Annotated in this window: 14 protein-coding genes and 1 other RNA gene; 4 read left to right on the top strand and 11 right to left on the bottom strand. The window is 67.4% G+C overall.

Translation table 11 applies throughout. From position 1 onward, the window contains the following. Positions 1–6: 6 nt before the first annotated feature. From pcaD to C722_RS0124150, 7 genes are all read right to left on the bottom strand, one after another. On the bottom strand, positions 7–795 hold the full coding sequence (gene pcaD / locus C722_RS0124175; RefSeq protein ID WP_017642967.1) for a 3-oxoadipate enol-lactonase: 789 nt from the start codon (positions 793–795) through the stop codon (positions 7–9). Positions 796–811: 16 nt separating this feature from the next. Then, positions 812–2170, bottom strand: coding sequence for a 3-carboxy-cis,cis-muconate cycloisomerase (locus C722_RS0124170; RefSeq protein WP_017642966.1), 1359 nt, complete (start codon positions 2168–2170; stop codon positions 812–814). Between the two features lie 23 nt (positions 2171–2193). Beyond that, a non-coding RNA gene (locus C722_RS25980) (sX9 sRNA) lies at positions 2194–2269 on the bottom strand. 61 nt (positions 2270–2330) lie between these two features. After that, complete coding sequence (locus tag C722_RS0124165) at positions 2331–3623, bottom strand: MFS family transporter (protein WP_017642965.1); 1293 nt, start codon at positions 3621–3623, stop codon at positions 2331–2333. A gap of 245 nt (positions 3624–3868) precedes the next feature. Next, positions 3869–5083 (bottom strand): 3-oxoadipyl-CoA thiolase, encoded by a 1215-nt coding sequence (pcaF, locus tag C722_RS0124160; protein WP_017642964.1) that lies wholly within the window; start codon positions 5081–5083, stop codon positions 3869–3871. Continuing rightward, positions 5080–5865, bottom strand: coding sequence for a CoA-transferase subunit beta (locus C722_RS0124155; RefSeq protein ID WP_017642963.1), 786 nt, complete (start codon positions 5863–5865; stop codon positions 5080–5082). The genes pcaF and C722_RS0124155 overlap by 4 nt, the downstream gene beginning before the upstream one ends. 3 nt (positions 5866–5868) lie before the next feature. Beyond that, a complete protein-coding gene (locus tag C722_RS0124150) occupies positions 5869–6717 on the bottom strand; it encodes a CoA transferase subunit A (RefSeq protein WP_017642962.1) in 849 nt (282 codons plus the stop codon). A 207-nt stretch (positions 6718–6924) separates the two neighbouring features. Here C722_RS0124150 and C722_RS0124145 point away from each other — a divergent pair, with 207 nt between their 5' ends. From C722_RS0124145 to C722_RS0124135, 3 genes are all read left to right on the top strand, one after another. Then, complete coding sequence (locus C722_RS0124145; protein WP_017642961.1) at positions 6925–7143, top strand: VF530 family DNA-binding protein; 219 nt, start codon at positions 6925–6927, stop codon at positions 7141–7143. A gap of 105 nt (positions 7144–7248) precedes the next feature. Next, entirely contained in the window at positions 7249–8259 is a 1011-nt protein-coding gene (locus C722_RS0124140) for a helix-turn-helix transcriptional regulator (protein WP_017642960.1), read from the top strand. Positions 8260–8391: 132 nt separating this feature from the next. Beyond that, entirely contained in the window at positions 8392–9588 is a 1197-nt protein-coding gene (locus C722_RS0124135) for a serine hydrolase (protein WP_026084077.1), read from the top strand. 145 nt (positions 9589–9733) lie between these two features. On the opposite strand, the gene C722_RS0124130 is transcribed toward C722_RS0124135, so the two are convergent. Beyond that, positions 9734–10672, bottom strand: a complete 939-nt coding sequence (locus tag C722_RS0124130; RefSeq protein ID WP_017642958.1) for a class I SAM-dependent methyltransferase — start codon at positions 10670–10672, stop codon at positions 9734–9736. 245 nt (positions 10673–10917) lie between these two features. Between C722_RS0124130 and C722_RS0124125 the strand changes: the two genes are divergently transcribed. Next, positions 10918–13044, top strand: a complete 2127-nt coding sequence (locus C722_RS0124125; protein WP_017642957.1) for a TonB-dependent siderophore receptor — start codon at positions 10918–10920, stop codon at positions 13042–13044. A gap of 25 nt (positions 13045–13069) precedes the next feature. Here the strand turns inward: C722_RS0124125 and C722_RS0124120 are convergent, their stop codons facing one another. The 3 genes from C722_RS0124120 to C722_RS0124110 are packed head-to-tail and all read right to left on the bottom strand — an operon-like array spanning position 13070 to position 16037. Next, entirely contained in the window at positions 13070–13867 is a 798-nt protein-coding gene (locus C722_RS0124120; RefSeq protein WP_017642956.1) for an ABC transporter ATP-binding protein, read from the bottom strand. Then, the gene (locus C722_RS0124115; protein ID WP_017642955.1) at positions 13864–14922 is read right to left on the bottom strand and encodes an iron ABC transporter permease; all 1059 of its coding nucleotides are present in this window, start codon (positions 14920–14922) and stop codon (positions 13864–13866) included. The genes C722_RS0124120 and C722_RS0124115 overlap by 4 nt, the downstream gene beginning before the upstream one ends. Next, positions 14919–16037 carry an ABC transporter substrate-binding protein gene (locus C722_RS0124110; protein ID WP_017642954.1) on the bottom strand — a complete coding sequence of 373 codons (1119 nt, stop codon included), beginning with the start codon at positions 16035–16037 and terminating at the stop codon, positions 14919–14921. Before C722_RS0124110 ends, C722_RS0124115 begins: the two co-directional genes overlap by 4 nt. Positions 16038–16065 lie beyond the last annotated feature (28 nt).

Genomic DNA, 16065 nt, shown 5'->3' with positions numbered 1-16065 from the left:
ACTCCTTCAGGCGCTGAGAAAGGCCAGCACGCGCTGGGTAAAGGCAGCGCCCATCTGCACGTTGGACAGGTGGGCGGCGGGAAACTCGACGTACTCGGCGCCGGGAATACGCTCCTGCAGGAAGCGCCCGTCGGCCGGGGTGGTCACGGCGTCATGGGTGCCGGCGACGATCAGCGTCGGCGCACGGATGGCATCCAGCACCTCGCGGAAGTCGGCATCGCGCACCGCCGCGCAGTTGGCCGCGTAACCCTGGGGCGAGGTCCCCGCGAGCATGGCGACGATGCGGTCGACCCGTTCCGGCTCGGCGCTGGCGAAATCGGGGGTGAACCAGCGACCGATGGAGGCGTCGCGCAGGTCGCGCATGGCCTGCTCGCCACCGGCTTCCACGGTCTGGATGCGGGTGTTCCACACCTCGGGGGTGCCGATCTTGGCGGCGGTGTTGCACAGCACCAGGCGGGTGATCCGCTCCGGCGCGTTGATGCCCAGCCACTGGCCGATGGAGCCGCCCATGGACAGGCCGCAGAAGGCGAATCGCTCGATGCCCAGGGCATCGGCCAGGGCCAGGACGTCACGACCATTCTCGTCCATGCGATAGGGGCCGGGCGTCACCAGGGAGGCGCCATGGCCGCGGGTGTCGTAGCGCAGCAGGCGAAAGCGCTCGCTGAAGGCGGCGGCCTGGTCGTCCCACATGGCCAGGTTGGTGCCCAGGGAGTTGGACAGGATCAGCACGGGGGCGCCCGCGGGGCCCTCCAGTTGGTAGTTCAGGTCGCCATCGGCGAGACGTACGCTGGGCATCAGGCAGTCCTCTGGTCTAGGGATGGGCAAGCAGAGTGCGGTGTTCAGCCAGGGCGCGGGTTACCCAGGCGCGGGCCTGGCCCTGGTAATGGGCGGGGTCCAGCAGGCGATCCAGCTCGGCGCAGGAGAGTTCGGCGGTTACTTCCGGCGTATCGCCCAGTACCTGGCGCAGGTGACGCCCCTCCTGGACGGCGCGTTTGCAGCTCTGCTCCACCAGGTGGTGAGCGGCCTCGCGCCCCAGCCGTCCGGCCAGGGCGATGCTGACCGCCTCGGCCAGCACCAGGCCGTGGGTCAGTTCCAGGTTGGCCTGCATGCGCGCGGCGTCGACCTCCAGCCCGGCGACGATGGCCTGAGCCTGTTGCAGGGCGCCGGAAACCAGGCAGAACAGCTCCGGCAGGGTTTCCCACTCGGCGTGCCAGAGGCCCAGGCTGCGCTCGTGCTCCTGGGGCATGGCGGAAAACAGGGTGCTGACCAGACCCGGCGCGCGGGTGGCGGCGGCGATCAGCACCGCGGCGCCCACCGGATTGCGCTTGTGCGGCATGGTGGAAGAGCCCCCCTTGCCCGGCGCCGAGGGTTCGAAGACCTCGGCGGCTTCGGTCTGCATCAGCAGCGACAGATCCCGTCCCAGCTTGCCCAGGCTGCCGGCCACCAGGCCGAGCCAGGCGCCGACCTCGACCAGGCGATCGCGCTGGGTGTGCCAGGGTTGCTCCGGCAGGCTCAGCGCCAGCTCCCGGGCCAGGGCCTCGGCCACCGGCAGGGCATCAGCGCCCAGGGCGGCCAGGCTGCCCGAGGCGCCGCCGAATTGCAGCACCAGCACCCGTGGTTGCAGTTCGGCCAGGCGCTGGCGGTGACGGGTGATGGCGCCCAGCACCCCGGCCAGCTTCATGCCCAGAGTCACGGGCGTCGCGTGCTGCAGCCAGGTCCGGCCGGCCAGCACGGTACCGGCATGGCGCTCGGCCTGGATGGCCAGGGCCTCGGCCAGGTGCGCCAGATCGGCGTCCAGCAGATCCAGCGCCTGGCGGATCTGCACGACCAGGCCGCTGTCCATGGCGTCCTGGCTGGTGGCGCCGCGATGCACATGGCGCTCGGCCTCGGGGTCCTGGGCGGCGATCTGCCGGCCCAGGGCCTTGACCAGGGGAATGGCCGAATTGCCGGCGCTGACCACAGCGCTGGCGAGCTCGGCGGCATCGTATAGTTCGGCGCGACAGGCGGCGGCGATGGGCGCCACCGCCGTCTGGGGAATCACCCCCACCGCCGCCTCGGCGCGCGCCAGGGCCGCCTCGAAGTCCAGCATGCCCTGCAGTCGGCCCCGGTCGCAGAACACCGCGCGCATGGCGGCGCTGGTGAAGTAGGCATCGAATAGCAGGTTGGACATGGGGATTCCTCAAGTGGCGGAGCAGCCAACAAAGCGTAGCGAGCGATTGTCAGGCGGGTGCGCGCGGCGCGCAGGAACCGGAATGTACGACTGGTACATGAGGATTCCGAGCACTGCACGCGCCCGCATGGCGGACGCGCAGTAGTTTTGTTGGTTGCTCCTAGTGGTCGTGATGCAGGTAGGTAGCTTGCCGAGGCAGCCGGAGGCTGACCAGGAAGGCCACCGCCAGCATCACCGAGACATAGATGTAGAACACCTCTTCGTGCCCCTGGGTCTTGAAGCTCAGGGCGACGAATTCCGCCGAGCCGCCAAAGATCGCATTGGCCACCGCATAGGACAGGCCCACACCCAGGGCGCGCACCTCTGGTGGGAACATCTCGGCCTTCACCAGCCCGCTGATGGAGGTGTAGAGGCTGATGATGGCCATGGCCAGGCAGATCAGCAGGAAGGCCACGAAGGGACTCTGGACGCTGGCCAGCGCGGTGAGGATCGGCCAGGTGCAGACCGTGCCCAGGCCACCGAACAGCAGCATGGAGGCGCGCCGGCCGATGCGGTCGGAGAGCATGCCGAACAGCGGTTGCATCAGCATGAACACCAGCAGGGCGCAGGTCATCACGGCGCTGGCGGTCTTGGCGTCCATGCCGCTGGTGTTGACCAGGTACTTCTGCATGTAGGTGGTGAAGGTATAGAAGATCAGCGAGCCGCCGGCGGTGTAGCCGAGCACGGTGAAGAAGGCCGCCTTGTGATGCTTGAACAGGCCGCTCAGGGTGCCGGCCTCTTTGTTGGCGCGGGTCTCGGCGGTGGTGGTCTCTTCCAGCGAACGACGCAGGAACAGCGAGATCACCGCCGCGGCGGCGCCGACCAGGAAGGGAATCCGCCAGCCCCAGGCGCGCAGATCGGCGTCGCTCAGGACCTGCTGCAGGATCACCACCACCAGCACCGCCAGCAGTTGGCCGCCGATCAGGGTGACGTACTGGAAGGAGGCGAAGAAGCCGCGCTGGCCACGCAGCGCCACCTCGCTCATGTAGGTGGCGGTGGTGCCGTACTCACCCCCCACCGAGATGCCTTGCAGCAGGCGCGCGAGCAGCAACAGGGCCGGCGCCGCGACGCCGATGCTGGCATAGGTGGGCAGGCAGGCGATGGCCAGGGAGCCGGCGCCCATCATCAGGATGGAAATGACCATGGAGGTGCGCCGACCGTACTTGTCGGCGACGCGCCCGAAGATCCAGCCGCCCAGGGGCCGCATGAGGAAGCCCGCGGCGAAGACGCCGGCGGTGCTGAGCAGCTGCACGGTGGGATCGCTCTTCGGGAAGAAGGCGGCGGCGAAATAGATGGAGCAGAAGGCGTAGACGTAGAAGTCGAACCATTCCACCAGGTTGCCGGACGAGGCGCCGACGATGGCGAAGATGCGCTTCTTGCGCTCCTCGAAGCTGTAATGCGGGTGAGTGCTCATGGAGATCCTTAATTATAGGTATGGACGGACGGGGGACAGCCTACCGCCATCGGACCAAGAGAGACACACGCGGTTACAGGTAGGGGTGGGCATGGGGTGAATGAGATTTGGTTGTTTGCTCAAGCAAAGGCTCTACGATCGGCCCCGAGAATCGCGGCCATGGGCCGCTCCTACAGGCGCGGCACGTGTAGGAGCGACCGCATCGGCGGACCGCCATGGCCGCGATTTGTCGCTGCGACAAAGCCTCAGATCCCGTCCACTCGCTCCACCGCCAGCGCCAGGCCCTGGCCGACGCCCACGCACATGGTGGCGAGCCCCAGGCGACCGCCGGTCTTTTCCAGGTGGTGCACCGCGGTGAGCACCAGGCGGTTGCCGCTCATGCCCAGGGGATGACCCAGGGCAATGGCGCCGCCATTGGGATTGACCTTGGGGCTGTCGTCGGCCACGCCCAGCTCGCGCAGGACGGCCAGGCCCTGGGCGGCGAAGGCTTCGTTGAGTTCGATGACGTCGAAGGCCTCGATGGACAGGTCCAGTTGCTGCAGCAGCTTGCGCACCGCCGGGGTCGGACCGACGCCCATGATGCGCGGCGCCACCCCGCCGCTGGCCATGCCCAGTACCCGGGCGCGGGGCGTGAGGCCGTGCTTCTGCACCGCTTCCGCCGAGGCCAGGATGATCGCCGAGGCGCCGTCGTTGAGACCCGAGGCGTTGCCCGCGGTCACGGTCCGGTCCGGGCCGTTGACCGGCTTGAGCTTGGCCAGGCCTTCTGCGGTGGTGTCCGGACGCGGATGCTCATCCTGCGCCACCACCAGGTCGCCCTTCTTGCCCTTGATCGTCACCGGGACGATTTCCTCGGCGTAGTAGCCGGATTCTTGGGCCGCCGCGGCGCGCTGCTGGCTGCGCAGGCCGAAGGCGTCCTGGTCGGCGCGGCTGACGCCATAGTCGGCGGCGACGTTGTCACCGGTGACCGGCATGCTGTCGACGCCATAGGCCTCTTTCATCGCCGGATTGACGAAGCGCCAGCCCAGGGTGGTGTCTTCCAGCTTCTGGCCACGACCGAAGGCGCTGTCGGCCTTGCCCATGACATAGGGCGCGCGGGTCATGGATTCCACCCCGGCAGCGATCACCAGCTCCATCTCGCCGAGGGCGATGGCGCGATAGGCCTGGCCCACCGCCTCCATGCCCGAGGCGCAGAGGCGATTGAGTGTCACGCCCGGCACCGTTTCCGGTAGTCCCGACAGCAGCACTGCCATGCGCGCCACGTTGCGGTTGTCTTCCCCGGCCTGGTTGGCGCAGCCCATGAACACCTCGTCCACCGCCGTCCAGTCCACCTGGGGATTGCGCTCCTGCAGCGCCTTGAGCGGAATGGCCGCCAGGTCATCGGCACGTACCGCCGAGAGACCGCCGTTGAGCCGGCCGATGGGGGTCCGAATGGCATCGCAGATATAGACTGGGCGACTCATTCCTCAGCTCCTTTCTGACCGCCATGGGCGGCATTGGTCCTGGCCTGCAGATCACGCAGGGCGTCGAGTTCGGTCGCCGTCGGCGCTGCGGTGGTGGCGACCTGGTCGGCGAAACGGATGGCCCAGCCGGTGGCGGCCACCACCTGTTCGCGGGTCACACCCGGATGCAGGGCGGTCACCACGAATTCGTGGGTGCCGGCCTCCGGCTCCATGATGCAGAGGTCGGTGATGATGGCGGTCGGACCCTTGCCCGGCAGGCCCAGCTGCTGGCGGTGATCGCCCCCCTCGCCGAAGCCCACCGAGGTGATGAAGGCCAGCTTGTCGACGAAGCTGCGGTGCGACTGCTTGAGGATGATCAGCACCTCCTTGGCCGAGCCGGCGATTTCCGGGGCCCCGCCGGCGCCGGGCAGACGCACCTTGGGCTGGTGGTAGTCGCCGATCACCGTGGTATTGATGTTGCCGAAGCGGTCGACCTGGGCCGCACCGAGGAAGCCCACGTCGATGCGTCCGCCCTGCAGCCAGTAGCGGAAGATCTCGCCGGTGGGCACCACGGTGTCGGCGGTCTCGGCCAGCTCGCCGTCGCCGATGGACAGCGGCAGCACCGAGGGCTTGGCACCGATGGGGCCGGATTCGTAGATCAGCACCACGTCCGGCGCATGGGTCAGGCGTGCCAGATTCGCCGCGGTGGATGGCAGGCCGATGCCGACGAAGCAGACGCTGCCATTGCCAAGGCGACGTGCCGCAGCCACGGTCATCATTTCATTGGTGGTGAAGTCGCTCATGATTCAGGCCTCCGCAGCCAGCTTCGCCTGGAAGGCGGCGAAGTCCGCGGTACCGCGGATGTAGGTGTCGATCCACTGGGTAAAGGTGTCGCGGTCGCGAGCGATCGGGTCCCAGGCCTGGTAGAAACGGTTGTCCCGCTCGTAGTAGCCGTGGGCATAAGACGGATGCGCCCCGCCCGGGACCACACAGACGGCGCTGAGCGCCCAGGTCGGCAGCACGCAGGCGTTCATCGGCGCCTGCAGGTCGTCGACGATTTCCTCCACGGTGACGATGCAGCGCTGGGCGGCCAGGGCCGCTTCCTTCTGCACGCCGAGGATGCCCTGGATCAGCACGTTGCCCTGGCGGTCGGCCTTCTGCGCATGGATGACGGTGACGTCGGGGCGCACGCTGGGTACCGCGGCGAGCTGCTCGCCGGTGAAGGGGCAGGCGATGAACTTGATGTCCGGATTGACCTTGGCCAGGTCCGAGCCCTGGTAGCCGCGCAGGACGGCGAACGGCAGGTTGGAGGCGCCGGCGACATAGGCGTTAGCCAGGGCCGCGTGGCTGTGCTCGGAAATCTCAAGCTTGTGCGGCCAGCCTTTTTCCACCGCATCGCGCAGCCGGTGCAGGGAGCCGACCCCGGGATTGCCGCCCCAGGAGAAGATCAGCCGCTTGGCACAGCCGGCACCGATCAGCAGGTCATAGACCAGGTCGGGGGTCATGCGCACCAGGGTCAGGTCGCGCCGGTTCTGGCGGATCAGCTCGTGGGCGGCGGCGGTCGGAATGAGATGGGTGAAGCCTTCGAGGGCGACGGTCTCGCCATCGTGGACGAAGCGCTGGATGGCTTCGCTCAGGGACAGGATCTGGGCCATGGATTGTCGACTCGCGTCTTTGTTGTCGGCGCCGCCCGGTGCGGCGGTCTGGAGTCAGACTACAAAGCCCCACCCGCGCAAACAATCCGATAATCGACTAAGAGTTCGATTATCGAACAGCATCGCTTTATTGGCTGTCGACCCCTTCGACGCGCAGTGAGCCGTTGCAGCGGCTACACTGCCCTCCCCTCATCCAGAGCCCAGCCGATGTCCGACAAGCCCCGCGCCTCCCTCGAAGGCATCACCCTCGAAGCCCTGCTCACCCGCCTGGTGGAGCATCACGGCTGGGAAGAACTCGGTCGGCGCATCCCGCTGCGCTGCTTCACCCATGAGCCCAGTATCAAATCCAGCCTGACCTTCCTGCGCCGCACGCCCTGGGCGCGGGAAAAGGTCGAGCAGCTTTACCGGCGCCTGCCCCGGCGCTAATAGCCTGACTAGAGCCTTTCGACCCTGTCGACACCGCAGCAACCCTGCCCTATAGTCGAACGAACCACTGCGCCGTAGGCGAATACGCCGGCAGGGAGACAGGACATGCTCGAGAAAGCACTGCTCGTCGATGCTCAAGGGCGGCCGATCGCCCAGCACCACAAGGTCTTCTCCAACGCCTGGGACGAGATCAAGGCCTGGTCGAGCGAGGTGTACATGCCCTACGACGTGGCGCCCATCGGTCGCCACATCGCCCCGGCCTCGACGATGCACTCGGCGAAGATCGGCGCCATCACCGCCACCCGCTTCGCCTATGGCATCCCGGTACACATCAAGGATTGGGACCAGGACGCCGGCAACGCCTTCGTCGCCACTACCATCGGCGGGACCGCGCGGCACTGGGTGGATCGCGAACAGGCGGTCGAAACCCCGGTGGGCAGCTCCTTCGTCGTCGACTGCAGTCGGACCGATTACTGGGTCGACTTCGATCCCGACCATCTGCAATTCAACCTGACCATTCCCCACGAATTACTGGAGCGGACCGCCCTCGACTGGTTCGGCTTCAATCCCGGCGATGCGCTCTGGCAGGCCAAGGTGGGTCTGGGCGGCGCGGAATCCAGTTGGCTGGGGCTGATGGATTACGTCGCCCGCTCCATCGCCGAGGCGCCGGAACGGCTCACCCAGGGGCCGCTCGCTCGACACCTGGAGCAGACCATCTGCGTCCGCCTGCTCAACGAGTGGGCCTTGCGCGCCGGCTTGGACCTGAACGATCCCTGCCACCGGCTGGCCCCGCGCACGGTCCGCGCCGCCGAGCAATTCATGATCGAGCATGCTGCCGAGTTGCCCACCATGGCCGATGTCGCCCGCGCCGTGGGCACCAGCGTCCGCACCCTGAGTGCCGCCTTCAAGAGCTTTCGCGGTTATCCACCCAGCGCCTTCCTGCGCGAGCAACGCCTACAAGGGGCGCGCCGAGTCTTGAGCGCCGCACCACTTGGTGCCAGCGTGTCCGCCATCGCCGCGGCCTGGGGCTATATCAACATGGGCGAGTTCGCCCGCAGCTATCGCCTGCGTTTCGGCGAGCGACCTTCAGACACCCTGCGCCGCGGCACCGCCTGACCGTCTCGGCTATCTGCCGATGGCAGACAGCGCCTGCCGAGGCCGGATATCACCCCGGACCCTGGTCATCGCAAGATCTCGCCACGCGCGCCCGACCGGGCGCGTAAACCAGCGCCAGAGCGAGATCAGACGATGGCAGACACTCTCAAAACGGCCGCGGACGCGATCCTGGCCAGGGCAGTCGAGAGCACCCCAGGCGTTCCCGGTGTTGCCGCCGTGGTAACCAACCGGCACGGCAATCTCTATGTGGGCGCCGCCGGCAGGCGCACCCTAGGCAGTGCCGACCTCATGGCGCCCGACAGCCTGTGCGCGATTTTCTCCACTACCAAGGCGATTACCGGGACCGCGGTACTGCAACTGGTGGAGCAGGGCCTGCTCGACCTGGATGCGCCCGCCAGCACCTATGTGCCCGCCATCGGCAAGCTGCAGGTGCTCGAAGGCTTTGCCGACGATGGCCAACCGCGCCTGCGTGCGCCGCGGCGAGCCATCACCACCCGCATGCTGTTGCTGCACACGGCAGGCTTTAGCTACGACTTCTTCAATGCGCACTACCAGCGCCTCGCCATCGAGCACGGCCAACCCAGCGTCATCACCGCTACCCGCGCCGCCCTGGAAACGCCGCTGCTCTTCGATCCGGGCGAACGATGGGAATACGGCTCGAACATCGACTGGGCCGGTCTGGTCGTGGAAAGCATCACTGGCCGGCGCCTGGACGAAGTTTTCGCGGAGCGGATCTTCGCTCCCCTGAGGATGCATGATTCCGCCTTCGTGCTTACCGCCGACATGCGCGACAGGCTCGCCACCCTGCACCAGCGCGACGCCACCGGCCAACTCGTTCCCCTCGACGACTTCGTGCTACCGCAGGAGCCGGAGGTCTTCATGGGCGGGCACGGCCTCTACTCGACGGCACTGGACTACGCCAAGTTCATCCGCCTGTGGCTCAACGACGGCGACGGCCCCGACGGGCGGGTGCTCAGGCCGGAGACCGTGCGGATGGCCGCGGCGAACGGACTCGGCGCGCTGAAGATCAGGGGCCTGCCCGGTGTCATTCCCCACCTGTCCAACCCAGCCGAATTCTTTCCCGGCATGGCGAAGTCCTGGGGACTGACCTTCATGATCAACGACACCGATGCCCCGACCGGTCGCCCAGCCGGCTCCCTGGCCTGGGCCGGGCTGGCCAACCTCTACTACTGGATCGACCGGCAGAACGGCATCGGTGGCTTCTGGGCCACGCAGATCCTGCCCTTCGTCGATCCGCCTTCGGTCAAGGGTTACCTGGACTTCGAAACGGCCGTTTATGAGGCGCTCGCGGCTCACCGCAGAGCCTGAGAAGCGCGCCCTGGACGGCTCCTCGGCGCGATGGGGCTCTGGCAGTGGAGAGCGGTCTGCGGAGGGATTGCCGTAACGATGTGTGCCTGCGGTACCTGTGCCAGTGCCTGCCTCATCGGCGCCGGGTATCACGGCAACGCCAGGCTCAGGACTGTCCGAAGACCAGTACCTTGAGGCCGCCCTCGGGGTCCTCGTCGGCGAATTCCGGTGGATTGGCCAGGCGCTCGACGAAGGCCAGTCCCGGTGCTTCCTGGGCCATGCCGGCGATGAGGAAGTCCGCCCCCACACCGGGATCGTTGACGCAGGCCAGCACTCGCCCGCCAGGGGTGAGCAGCTCCGGCAACCGGCGCAGGATGCGCGCATAGTCCTTGGTCAGGGCGAAGCTGCCTTGCTGGAAGCTGGGCGGGTCGACGATCACCAGATCATAGGGCCCGAGCTTGCGCACCTTGCCCCAGGACTTGAACAGTTCGTGGCCGAGAAAGCTGACCTTGCCCAGGTCGTGGCCATTGAGGCGGTGATTTTCGCGGCCGCGGGTCAGGGGCCCGCGAGCCATGTCCAGATTGACCACCTGGGCCGCGCCGCCGGCCAGGGCCGCTACGGAGAAACCACAGGTGTAGGCGAACAGGTTGAGGATGCGCAGGCCGGCGGCCTGCTCGCGCACCCAGCGGCGGCCCAGGCGCATGTCGAGGAACAGCCCCATATTCTGGTGACGGGACAGATCCAGGCCGAACGTCAGGCCGTCCTCATGGATGACGTGCTCGCCCACCGGCGCGCCGATCAGCGCCTCGCTGGCGGCATCCAGGCGGTAACGATGCTGCAACAGCAGGCTACTGGCACCACTGGCGCGCCACGCCGGGGTCTCGCCCAGGGCCGTCAGGGTCGTGCGCAGGGCCTCCAGCTCGACCGCGGGCACTTCGCGGAACAGCCCTACCCGCACCACGCCTTCCAGCCAGTCGACGGTCAGTTGTTCCAGCCCCGGCAGCAACCGGCCACGGCCGTGCACCAGTCGGCGCGCCTCGGCAGGGGGCGGATCGAGGGCGACCAAGAGCAGGTCGGTAAGGCGGGCAAGGGTGGCGGTATTCATGGGCGATCACGACGGCAAAGGAGCGGCATGCTACGGCAAAAGCGCCGGCGTCGCCTCCCGAGGCCCGCTGCGGCAGGCCCGGCAACCGTCCTCTGCGACGCACCCTTCGTGCCCTTCGGCAAACAAGTTCCCCCCACGAACCGACCAGTCCGATGAAAATATGTCTCAGGCGGTAACGACTCGCAGTTGTATCCCCTTTGTCAGGCGCTCTAGAATCCGCCTCCCCGAATTCCAGGACAACAACAATGCGCCGGCTGGTTCCTGCCTTCTATCTGCTGCCCCTCTGTGCCCTCCCCCTCACTGGTCATGCCCAGGAGCAGACGGAAGATTCGCCTCAGGCCCTGTCCGAGCTCACCATCGTCGGCGCGGCCGAATCGCCCACCGGGCCGGTACAGGGCTACAAGGCGGAACGTTCCAGCAGTGCCACCCGCACCGACACCCCGCTGCACGAGACGCCCCAGTCGGTGAGCGTGGTCTCCCGCGAGGCCCTCGACGATCTCTCCGCCACCCGCCTGCAGCAGGCGCTGGACCAGGCCGGCGGCGTCGGCCGTGGCAACAACTTCGGCGGCCAGGGCCTGACCAGCTATACGGTGCGCGGCTTCACCAGCTCCGAGTATTTCCGCAACGGCTTTCCCATGAACCGCGGCTATCCCAGTGCGCCGGATGCCGCCACCCTAGAGCGGGTCGAGGTCCTGCGCGGCCCGGCGGCGACCCTCTATGGTCGCAGCGATCCGGGCGGCACCTTCAACGTGGTCACCAAGCAGCCAATGGGTGAGCGCAAGACCACCCTTGGCAGCCAGTTCACCGACCAGGGTCTGCGCCGCGGCACCCTGGACACCACCGGCCCGGTGGACGAGGACGGCCGCCTGGCCTATCGCCTCAACCTGATCGCCGAGGGCGGCGACACCTTCCGCGACGACGTGCACACCGAGCGCTACGAAGTCGCCCCGGTGCTGAGCTGGCAGGCCACCGACGCCACCCTCATCACCTTCGAGGCGGACATCATCCGCAGCAACGCCCCGCTGGATCGCGGCCGCACCAACTACCTGACTCAGCGCGCCGAGGCCAGTCGTTCCACCAATGCCTGGGAAAAGGGCACCACCAACCTGCTGCACAGCGACAGCGAGACCTATCAGCTGCGCTTCGAGCACCAGTTGAGCGACGCCTGGACCCTGGCGGGTGGTTTCCAGTACCTGGACGGCAGCCTCAAGGGCAATGCCGTGGAAGCCAACGGCGTGCAAGCCGACGGCGTGACCCTGGGCCGCAACTTCAACTACCGCAAGCTGGAGTGGACTGATCGCGACCTGCAGCTGAACCTGACCGGTCGCTTCGACACCTTTGGCCTGGGTCACACCCTGATCACCGGGATCGAGGTGGAAGACTATGACTATCAGTCGATCATCCAGCGCTCCCCCGGCGGCACCGGTGTCTATGCGGTCAACCTGGTCGATCCGATCCTTGGTCAGCCGCGTCCGGCCCTGACCCGTACGCCGACCCATGACCACGAGACCCTCAAGACCTGGGCCGCCTTCGTGCAGGACCAGATCGCCCTCACCGAGCGTTTCAAGGTGCTGGGTGGCGTGCGCCTGGAGCGCTTCGAGCACGATTACGACAACTTCGTCGCCGGTGGTCAGAGCTGGTCCAACGCCGACAACGCCGTCACCCCGCGCCTGGGCGTCAGCTACGACCTCACCCCGGAACTGGCGCTCTATGCCAGCGCCTCCAAGTCGTTCAAACCCAACACCGGCGCGGCGCGCCTGGGCGGCGGTTTCGACCCCGAGGAAGGCAAAGCCTACGAGGTAGGCATGAAGTGGGCGGCGCTGGACGGGCGCCTCAGCGTCGACACGGCGATTTTCCATACGGTCAAGGAAAACGTCCTGACCCTGGACCCGGTCGATCCGAATTTCAACGTCGCCGCCGGCGAGGTACGCAGCCGCGGCTTCGAGGTCAACGTGACCGGCGACCTGACGCCCAACTGGCGCATCCTCGGCGGCTACGCCTTCACCGATGCCGAGGTCACCAAGGACAACACCCTGGTCCGCGGTACGCGCCTGACCAATATCCCGCGCAATGCCGTCAATCTGCTCAACGTCTACGAATTCCATGACGGCGTGCTGCGCGGCCTGGGACTGGGCGCCAACCTCAAGTACGTGGGTGAACGCGAAGGCCAGAAAACAATTGCCAGCGACTACACCATGGACAGCTACACGGTCACCGACCTGTTGAGCTTCTACAAGGTCGACGAGCACCTGCGACTGAACCTGGACGTGCGCAACGTCTTCAACAAGGGCTACGACGAGAGTTCCTGGAACGCCTACAGCTATCCGGGCGAGCCGCGTACCGTGCAGGCCGGTTTCACCTACACCTTCTGACGCCCCACCCTCTGCAACCCTGCGGTCAGGCCTCGGTGAAGGCCTGGCCGGTCAGCGGCTGGACCACCGGACGGCCCTGGCGGTCCTGCAGGATGTCCACCGCCACGCCGTAGGTGGCCTCCAGCAGGTCGGCGGTGACGATGGCCGCGGGTCGCCCGGCGGCCAGCAGGCCACCGTTCACCAGCACCAGCAGGGAATCGGCGTACTGGCAGGCCAGGTTGAGGTCGTGCAGCACCACCACGGTCACCTGCTGGTGCAGCCGGGTCTCGTGGCGTACCTGATCGAGCAGGTTGATCTGGTGCCGCAGATCCAGCGCACTGACCGGTTCGTCCAGCAGCATCACCTCGGGTTCGCGCATCAGCACCTGGGCGAAGAACACCAGCTGCCGCTGACCGCCACTCAGGGCGCCCAGCTGGCGCGACGCCAGATGGCCGATCCCCACCTCGTCGAGCTTGCCCAGCGCCCGTTCCAGCAGCTCATCGTCCAGATGCAGGGTCAGCCGTTCCAGGCTGCCCATGGCCACCGTCTCCAGCACCGACAGCGCCGCCTCGGCATGGGAATCCTGGGGCATATAGGCCACGCCCTGGCGCCAACCCTCGCGCTGAGCGCGGAGCGAAGCACCTGCCACCAGCCGCCGCTCGCCGCGTTCGATATGGCCGGCCGCCAGCGGCAGGTCCCCGGCCAGGGCGCGCAGCAAGGTGGTCTTGCCGGTGCCGTTGGGGCCGAGGATCACATGGACCTGGCCGGGATGCAGCTCGGTGCTCAAACCGGAAATCACGGTGCGGTCGCCGCGCTTCAGCGCGAGGTCATGGAGGCGGATCATAGGCTGGACCTGCGCGGGGCGAAGATGAGCCAGAGCAGGAAGGGCACCCCGACGATGGCGGTGACGATGCCCACCGGAAACAGCGCCCCGGGCAGGATGGACTTGGACAGCACCGAGGCGAAGGACAGCATCAGGGCGCCGCAGATGGCGGACAGTGGCAGCAGGAAGCGCTGATCCTCCCCCACCTGCCAGCGGGCGATATGGGGCGCGACCAGGCCGACGAAGCCGATCACCCCGACGAAGCTGGTGGCCGTGGCGGTCATCACCGCCACCAGGATCAGCACCTTGAGGCGCAGGCGGCGGATGTCCACGCCCAGGCTCTCGGCCCGCGCCTCGCCCAGGCGCAGGGCAGCCAGTTTCCAGGCATCGCGCAAGAGCAGAATGCAGCACAGCAGGGTCACCCCGGCAACGATGGCCAGGGTGGTCCAGGTGGCGCGACCGAGGCTGCCGAACAGCCAGAAGAGGATCTGCTGGGAAAGCTCCGGCGAGGACAGGAACTGCACCAGCGACAGCAATGACTGGAACAGGAACAGCAGGGCGATGCCACCGAGGATGATGGTGTCGCTGCCGGTGCGCTTGAGCGAAGCCAGGGCGAAAAGGAACAGCGCCGCCAGCATGGCGAAGACGAAGGCGCCCAGCGGCACCCCGATCAGCGCGCCCAGGCCGAAGCTGCCCAGTGCCAGGCTGAGGGCCGCGCCACAGCCGGCGGCAGCCGCCATGCCCAGGGTGTAGGGACTGGCCATGGGATTGTTGAGCAGCGTCTGCATCTGCGCTCCGCCGGCGCCAAGGGCGGCGCCCACCGCCAGGGCCATCAGCGCCACCGGCAGGCGCAGGTCGCGGACGATGGCGTCGGTCATCGGCTGACGCTCGCCGAGGCCGGTCAGGGACTTGAGCACCTCCAGCGGTGAAAGCAGCGAAGGCCCGGTGGCGATGTCCAGCACCAGACCCGCCAGGGTCAGCAGCAGAAACACCCCGCAGGCCCGCCAGCGCCGCCGCTCGCGGGCGCGCTGGTCGGCGATGGCGTCCGCGTGGCTGGAGGGTGAGGAAGCGCTCATGGGTTCAGGCCTATGGCAAAGGTGCCCTGGGGCTGGATCGGCATGTAGCGGCGGTAGAACTCACGGTAGTTGGCCATGGGATCCATGTCCTGGAACAGATCCGGATAGAGCTGCTTGGCGATGAACTGCAGCATGGCGAAGTCTTCCAGGCTGCGCGAGGCACCCTGGTAGACACCATAGAGACGCCCGTCGCGGATCGCCGGCAGATTGCTCCAGCCCGGTCGCTGCATGAAGGCGCGCAGATGGCTGCGGGCGTCATCGGCGGTCACGCCGGGGCCCATGGGCAAGGCGGTGGGATTGCTGTTGTCTTCGCGCCCGGAGATGAAGATGACCTCCGGCTGGGCCATGAGCACCTGCTCCGGATTCATCACCCCCCACCATTGGATGAAGGGCGCGGCGATGTTGTCGCCGCCGGCCAGGGTGACCATGGCGCCCCACATGTTGCGGCCATAGGTGAAGGAGTACTCGGCCGGGCCCTTGTTGCCGAATTCGGCGTAGACCCGCGGTTTCGGCCGATGGGCCGCGGCGATGCGGGTCTGGATGTCCTGCACCACCTTGGCATAGAAGTCGGCCAGCTCGGCGGCCCGTGCCTCCTGGCCGGTGATGATGCCGAGCAAGCGGGTGGAGGCCAGGTGGCGTTCCAGGGTCTGGGCGTTGTAGTCGATCGCCACCACCGGGATGCCGAGCTGTTCGAGGCGCTTGACCTCGCTGTCCAGCGCCTGGAATTGCCAGGCGGCCAGCACCACCAGGTCCGGCTTTAGAGCGAGCACCTTCTCCACGGAAAAACTATTGTTTTCCGTCTCCCCCACATCGGGAAGGGTGGCCAGGGAGGGCCGGTGGGCGACGTTGAGCGCCCAGTTGGCCGGCACCTTGCGCTCCCAGGCACCGCGGGAGACACCGACCACGGCGTCGAAGGCATGCTCGCCCCCCACCGCCAGGTAGTCGCCATAGTGGAAGCCCAGCACCACGCGCTTGGCCGGCGCGTCGATGGTCACCGTGCGCCCGAGGACATCGGTGACCTGCCGCGTCTCGGCGAAGGCCGGAGCAATCAGAAAGCAAGCGATAAGCGTTACCAGCCGGACAGCCCACTGCCCGCGGCGAGCGAAACCTTTCATGGAACCCCTTGGACGTCTGCACCGCTCT

It is taken from the genome of Pseudomonas sp. 313, assembly GCF_000316965.1.
Lineage (GTDB): Bacteria > Pseudomonadota > Gammaproteobacteria > Pseudomonadales > Pseudomonadaceae > Chryseomonas > Chryseomonas benzopyrenica.
Note: the sequence above shows the minus strand (reverse complement) of the source record. Positions and strands in the feature narration are given on the sequence as shown.

Excerpts from the sequence above, each read along its gene's own strand:
- pcaD (WP_017642967.1), bottom strand. The coding sequence starts at position 795 with ATGCCCAGCGTACGTCTCGCCGATGGCGACCTGAACTACCAACTGGAG.
- C722_RS0124170 (WP_017642966.1), bottom strand. The coding sequence starts at position 2,170 with ATGTCCAACCTGCTATTCGATGCCTACTTCACCAGCGCCGCCATGCGC.
- C722_RS0124165 (WP_017642965.1), bottom strand. The coding sequence starts at position 3,623 with ATGAGCACTCACCCGCATTACAGCTTCGAGGAGCGCAAGAAGCGCATC.
- pcaF (WP_017642964.1), bottom strand. The coding sequence starts at position 5,083 with ATGAGTCGCCCAGTCTATATCTGCGATGCCATTCGGACCCCCATCGGC.
- C722_RS0124155 (WP_017642963.1), bottom strand. The coding sequence starts at position 5,865 with ATGAGCGACTTCACCACCAATGAAATGATGACCGTGGCTGCGGCACGT.
- C722_RS0124150 (WP_017642962.1), bottom strand. The coding sequence starts at position 6,717 with ATGGCCCAGATCCTGTCCCTGAGCGAAGCCATCCAGCGCTTCGTCCAC.
- C722_RS0124145 (WP_017642961.1), top strand. The coding sequence starts at position 6,925 with ATGTCCGACAAGCCCCGCGCCTCCCTCGAAGGCATCACCCTCGAAGCC.
- C722_RS0124140 (WP_017642960.1), top strand. The coding sequence starts at position 7,249 with ATGCTCGAGAAAGCACTGCTCGTCGATGCTCAAGGGCGGCCGATCGCC.
- C722_RS0124135 (WP_026084077.1), top strand. The coding sequence starts at position 8,392 with ATGGCAGACACTCTCAAAACGGCCGCGGACGCGATCCTGGCCAGGGCA.
- C722_RS0124130 (WP_017642958.1), bottom strand. The coding sequence starts at position 10,672 with ATGAATACCGCCACCCTTGCCCGCCTTACCGACCTGCTCTTGGTCGCC.
- C722_RS0124125 (WP_017642957.1), top strand. The coding sequence starts at position 10,918 with ATGCGCCGGCTGGTTCCTGCCTTCTATCTGCTGCCCCTCTGTGCCCTC.
- C722_RS0124120 (WP_017642956.1), bottom strand. The coding sequence starts at position 13,867 with ATGATCCGCCTCCATGACCTCGCGCTGAAGCGCGGCGACCGCACCGTG.
- C722_RS0124115 (WP_017642955.1), bottom strand. The coding sequence starts at position 14,922 with ATGAGCGCTTCCTCACCCTCCAGCCACGCGGACGCCATCGCCGACCAG.
- C722_RS0124110 (WP_017642954.1), bottom strand. The coding sequence starts at position 16,037 with ATGAAAGGTTTCGCTCGCCGCGGGCAGTGGGCTGTCCGGCTGGTAACG.